This window comes from Nonomuraea sp. NPDC050691, from assembly GCF_040654455.1.
Taxonomy (GTDB): domain Bacteria; phylum Actinomycetota; class Actinomycetes; order Streptosporangiales; family Streptosporangiaceae; genus Nonomuraea.
In genome coordinates, this window is the sequence record NZ_JBFAIA010000310.1 from 1 (window position 1) to 4507 (window position 4507).

4 protein-coding genes are annotated in these 4507 nt (G+C 73.2%); 2 read left to right on the forward strand and 2 right to left on the reverse strand.

What is annotated here, in order from left to right; translation table 11 throughout:
- Positions 1-136: 136 nt before the first annotated feature.
- Positions 137-1816, reverse strand: coding sequence for a gamma-glutamyltransferase (gene ggt, locus AB0H81_RS43935; protein WP_358388197.1), 1680 nt, complete (start codon positions 1814-1816; stop codon positions 137-139).
- A 195-nt stretch (positions 1817-2011) separates the two neighbouring features.
- On the opposite strand from ggt, the gene AB0H81_RS43940 reads away from it, so the two are divergent.
- Together AB0H81_RS43940 and AB0H81_RS43945 are read left to right on the forward strand one after the other, a co-directional pair.
- Positions 2012-3133, forward strand: coding sequence for a sensor histidine kinase (locus tag AB0H81_RS43940; protein ID WP_358388200.1), 1122 nt, complete (start codon positions 2012-2014; stop codon positions 3131-3133).
- Complete coding sequence (locus tag AB0H81_RS43945; RefSeq protein WP_358388202.1) at positions 3130-3777, forward strand: response regulator transcription factor; 648 nt, start codon at positions 3130-3132, stop codon at positions 3775-3777. Before AB0H81_RS43940 ends, AB0H81_RS43945 begins: the two co-directional genes overlap by 4 nt.
- A 51-nt stretch (positions 3778-3828) precedes the next feature.
- Here the strand turns inward: AB0H81_RS43945 and AB0H81_RS43950 are convergent, their stop codons facing one another.
- Positions 3829-4398, reverse strand: coding sequence for a hypothetical protein (locus AB0H81_RS43950; RefSeq protein ID WP_358388205.1), 570 nt, complete (start codon positions 4396-4398; stop codon positions 3829-3831).
- Between the last annotated feature and the right edge of the window lie 109 nt (positions 4399-4507).

The following is a 4507-nucleotide window of genomic DNA, read 5'->3' on the forward strand; positions in this document are numbered from 1 at the left end:
GATGCTCATCCGGGCTGGTCTGGCCCCGGCTGGCGCTGATCGCGTAAGACCCGACCGTCCGCCGGACAGCCAGGCAGCGTGAGCCAGGAATCCCCGCCTTCAGGCGGGAGAGCAGTCAACTTCGAGTACTGGCGCGTCACGACCCGGCGGGCCGGACGACCAGGGCGCTGCCGCCGCCCCGCCTGACCGGCTCGGCCACCGCCTTCACCCTGCCCTTCCCCGTGAACTCGAGCGCGGTCACCGCGCCGATCTCCGTCACGCTCGCGAAGCTGTGTTTGCGCGCCTCCAGCTCGGCCCGGTGGGCTTCGAGGAAGGCGGGCTCGGCCTGCGTCTGCGTGGTGTTGCGCTGCGAGGCGCGGGGCGCGGTCACCGCCTCGGGCAGGCTCATCCCCCACACGTACCGGTTGAGCAGGATCTGGAACACGGTGGTGATGATCGTCGCGCCGCCGGGCGAGCCCAGCGCCATGATCGGCCTGCCGTCGTCGAACACGATCGTGGGCGCCATGGACGAGCGCGGGCGCTTGCCCGGACCGGGCAGGTTGGGGTCACCGGGGGCGGGGCCGAAGGTGAAGTCGGTCAGCTCGTTGTTGAGCAGCACGCCCCGGCCCGGCACCACGATGCCGTTGCCGCCGGTGGACTCGATCGTCAGGTTGTAGGCGACGACGTTGCCCCAGCGGTCGGCCACGACCAGGTGGGTGGTCTCCGGCCCCTCGGCGGCGGTCGGCGTGGACGTGCCGCCGGGGCTCGCGCACGCCTGGTAGTCGCCGTCGGGAGCGCCGGGGGCGACCGGCGAGGTCATCGCGACCGGACCGACGAGGCAGGCGCGCTCCTTGGCGAAGCTGTCCGACAGCAGTTCCTTCAGCGGCACGCCGGGGATGTCGCCGACGTACTTGTTGCGGTCGGCGAAGGCCAGCCGGGACGCCTCCAGGTACTCGTGCAGGCCGGCCTGCGGCAGCGCCTCGATGATGTTGAGCGCTTCCCCCACGGTCGAGCCGCCGGAGGAGGGGGGCGCCATGCCGTACATGCGCAGGCCCCTGAAGTCCACGCGCGTCGGCTCGCGCGTCAGCGCCCGGTAGGCGCGCAGGTCGGACAGCTCCATCAGGCCGGGGCGGACCTTGCGCGTGGCGCCCGGGGCGACGGGCGGCTGCTTGACGGTGGCGACGATCTCCTTGCCGAGCTGTCCGCCGTAAAGCCATTCGGGCCCGCGTTTGCCCAGTTCGCGATAGGTGTCGGCGAGCTGCGGGTTCTTGAAGACGGAGCCGACGGGCGGTGGCGCGCCGTTCGGCAGGTAGAGGGCGGCGGTGGAGGTGATGTCCTTGAACCTGGCCTGGTTGGCCTGGGTCTGGTCGAAGAACGTCTGGTCGACGACGAAGCCTTGGGACGCCACCTCGATGGCCGGCTTGAGCGCCTGCTTGAGCGAGATCGTGCCGAACCGGCGCAGCGCCAGGTCCCACTGGGCGACCGCGCCCGGGACGCCCGCCGACAGGCCGCTCGTGACGCCCTCCTCGAACGGGATGCCCTCGAACGTCGTCGGAGTCATCGCCTTGGGCGCGGTCTCGCGCCCGTCGATGGTGTGCACCTTGTGGCGTTCGGCATCGTAGAAGAGGATGAAGCCGCCGCCCGCCAGGCCGGCGGAGTACGGCTCGGTGACGCCGAGCACGGCGCCGGCCGCCACCGCGGCGTCGACGGCGTTGCCCCCCTTCTTCAGCACGGCGATGGCGGCGCGGCTCGCGTCGTGATCGACGGTGGAGACGGCGCCGCCGTACCCCTCGGCCACCGGCACTTTGCGCGCGGCGGAGGAAGCGGCTGCGGACACGGTTGTGGCATCGATGGTCCGAGGGGCGGCGGTCGGCGCGGACAAGGCAGTGGCCAGCGTAATGACGGTCGCTGCTGCAGGAGCTATCACACGACGCATGCTTTCCACGATGGCCCAGGTACGCCCGTCGTGGTAGGGCCCCCTCCCACACTGGACGGACGCGGACGGCCCTTTGGGTGCCCTAGCGTGGTGGCCGTGCGAGAGAAGTCCCGATATGCCCCCGTCCTCGGGCTCGTCGTCGCCGTGTCCCAGGTGGTGCTGTCACAGGGGGCGGCGTACGGGCAGCTGCACGAGAGGAAGCCGCTGGACGCGCTGGCCTACACGCTGCTGCTGGTGGGGCCGGCGGCGCTGGTGCTGTACCGCAGGTTCCTCGTCGCCTCGTCGGCCGTCGCGCTGCTCGCCACCTACGCGTACACGTGGCTCGACTATCCGCTCGGCCCCGTCTACATCGCGCCGACGATCGGGCTGGTCATCCTGGTCCTGGGCGGGAAACGGGCGGTGGCCTGGATCTTCTCCGGGATCACGCTCGTGGTGTTCCTCGCGTACGGGCACTTCGGGACCCTCGGCACCCCCGGAATCTTCCACGACCTGGCCATCACCGCGTTCATCCTGCTCGTCATGGTGGGCTCCGAACTGGTGGTGATCGCGCGCGAGCGCCGCGCCCAGCAGCAGCGCACCGCCGAGGAGGAGGCCAGGCGGCAGGCCAGCGAGGAGCGCCTGACCATGGCGCAGGAGTTGCACGACGTGCTCGCGCACAACATCTCGCTCATCCACGTGCAGGCCGCGACCGCGCTGCACCTCATCGACGACAACCCCGACCAGGCCCGCACCGCGCTGGCCACCATCAAAACCGCCTCCAAGGAGGTGCTCGGCGAGATGCGCTCCGTGCTGAACGTGCTGCGCGAGGGCGCGCCGCGCTCCCCCACCGCCGGGCTCGACCGCCTCGACGAGCTGGTCGAGCGTTCCGGCCTGGAGGTCACCCTGCGCCGCGAGGGGGCGCGCCCGCTGACGCCGCAGGTGGATCGGGCCGCCTACCGGATCGTGCAGGAGTCGCTCACCAACGCCGCCCGGCACGCCCCCGGCGCGCGGGTGACGGTCCGGCTGGAGTACGGCGAGCACGAGCTGGCCGTCACGGTCACCGACACCGGCGCGACCTCGTCCCCCGAGCTGTCGGCGCACGGCACCGGCAACGGCATCCCGGGCATGCGCGAGCGCGCCTCCGCCCTGGGCGGCACCCTGGCGGCCGGCCCCTCGGGCACCGGCTTCCGGGTCTCCGCCCGCCTCCCCCTCCCGCTTCCCCCCGAGGACACACGATGATCAGGCTGCTGCTGGCCGACGACCAGGCGCTGGTGCGCGCGGGCTTCCGCGCACTGCTGGACGCCCAGCCCGACATGACCGTGGTGGCCGAGGCCGCCGACGGCGCGGAGGCCGTCCGGCTGTCGGCCGAGCACCTGCCCGACGTGGTGCTCATGGACATCCGTATGCCCGGCACCGACGGCCTGACGGCGACCCGCCGCATGCCGGAGGGGCCGCGCGTCATCATCCTGACGACGTTCGAGCTCGACGAGTACGTCTTCGAGGCCCTGCGCGGCGGCGCCAGCGGCTTCCTCGTCAAGGACACGGAACCGGCGGAGCTCATCCAGGCGGTCCGCGTGGTGGCGGCCGGGGAGGCCCTGCTCTCGCCCAGCGTGACGCGCCGCCTCATCGCGGAGTACGCCTCGCGCGCCAAGGAGCCGATGGCCACCGAGACGCTGCGCCAGCTCACGGAGCGGGAGCGCGAGGTGCTGACGCTGGTGGGCGCGGGCATGACGAACGACGAGATCGCGGCCAAGCTGTTCATGTCGCCGGCCACGGCCAAGACCCACGTGAGCCGCGCCATGATGAAGCTCGGCGCCCGCGACCGGGCCCAGCTCGTCGTCATCGCCTACGAGTCGGGCCTGGTCAGGCCGGGCTGGGTGTGACCGGCCGGGCCGAGGCCGAGGGGCCGTTCGTGGCGCACTCCGGCCGGGTCCTCATCGAGGCGCGCCGTCCGGGGTGAGGACGCGGGGGCCGCCGCCCAGGGCGTCCACGCAGAGCTGGGCGAACCAGGCGACGCCCGGCACCATGATCAGCCAGCCGAGCAGCGCCCAGCCGAGGTGGACGTGGGTGAGCGCCGCGGCGAGCGCCCGCACCCCCTCGGCCGTGACGCCGTCGGCCCGCTCGTAGGTGATCCGGCGCAGCCCCCGCGGATGGTCCTCGGCGGCGGCGACCTCCAGCGCGACCGGGTCCTGGCGGGCGAGCCAGCGCCCGACCGGGGCGCACTGCCCGCACGTCCGACCCACGTGGATCACCGCCGGCGGCGGCGCGACCGGCCGCAGGCGGGGCAGCCAGGGCCGCACCGCCTTCCGGTAGGCGTGCCACTCGGCCCCGTACCGCGCCGCGAGCTGCTCCCCCTCGTGCCAGGCGGCCAGGCCCGCGCCGTACGCGAACGCGATCGCCGCCGCGCCGAGGAAGACCACGTCGAGGGGGGCCAGCAGGAGATAGCCGCCGGTCATGGCGGCCTGCATGGGGTTGCGCACGTACGCGTACGGCCCGCCGGTCACCAGCCGCCGCGGCGGCCGCCATGCCGGCGGACCTGGGCACCCACATCCTCTCCGGGCTTCGGCTGTGGCCGTTCAAGACGGCCCTGGGCACGATCGACGTGGTGCCGGG

Coding starts and splice junctions, on each gene's coding strand:
- AB0H81_RS43945 (WP_358388202.1), top strand. CDS start 3,130: ATGATCAGGCTGCTGCTGGCCGACGACCAGGCGCTGGTGCGCGCGGGC.